Here is a 246-nt window from a genome sequence, read left to right as displayed (position 1 = left end):
CGGGTCGCGGTGGTGCAGGTAGGTCGGGCGGCCCGGCATGACCTCGGTGAGCTGGTCGACGATCTTCTCGGCCTTGCGGTGCTCGATCATCTCGTACAGGTTGGCGTAGCGGTAGAGGTGGTCGAAGTCCTCCAGCACGCCGAACTGGTAGGCCTGCTTCAGGTACGGGTCCGGCTCCATCCGGGCCACCCACGCCGTCAGGTCCACGGCCACCTGCTCGTAGGCGATCGTCGTCTCCAGCACCGA

The 246-nt window shown here is 66.7% G+C and carries 1 pseudogene; it reads right to left on the bottom strand.

Features of this window, described 5'->3' with window-relative positions:
• Positions 1-246: pseudogene (locus IO39_RS43690) on the bottom strand (hypothetical protein); the annotation flags it as partial.

Origin of the sequence: Nonomuraea candida (assembly GCF_000725485.1) — a bacterium.
GTDB classification, from domain to species: domain Bacteria; phylum Actinomycetota; class Actinomycetes; order Streptosporangiales; family Streptosporangiaceae; genus Nonomuraea; species Nonomuraea candida.
The sequence above is the reverse complement of the archived record's forward strand: the minus strand, read 5'-3'. Positions and strand labels throughout refer to the sequence as shown.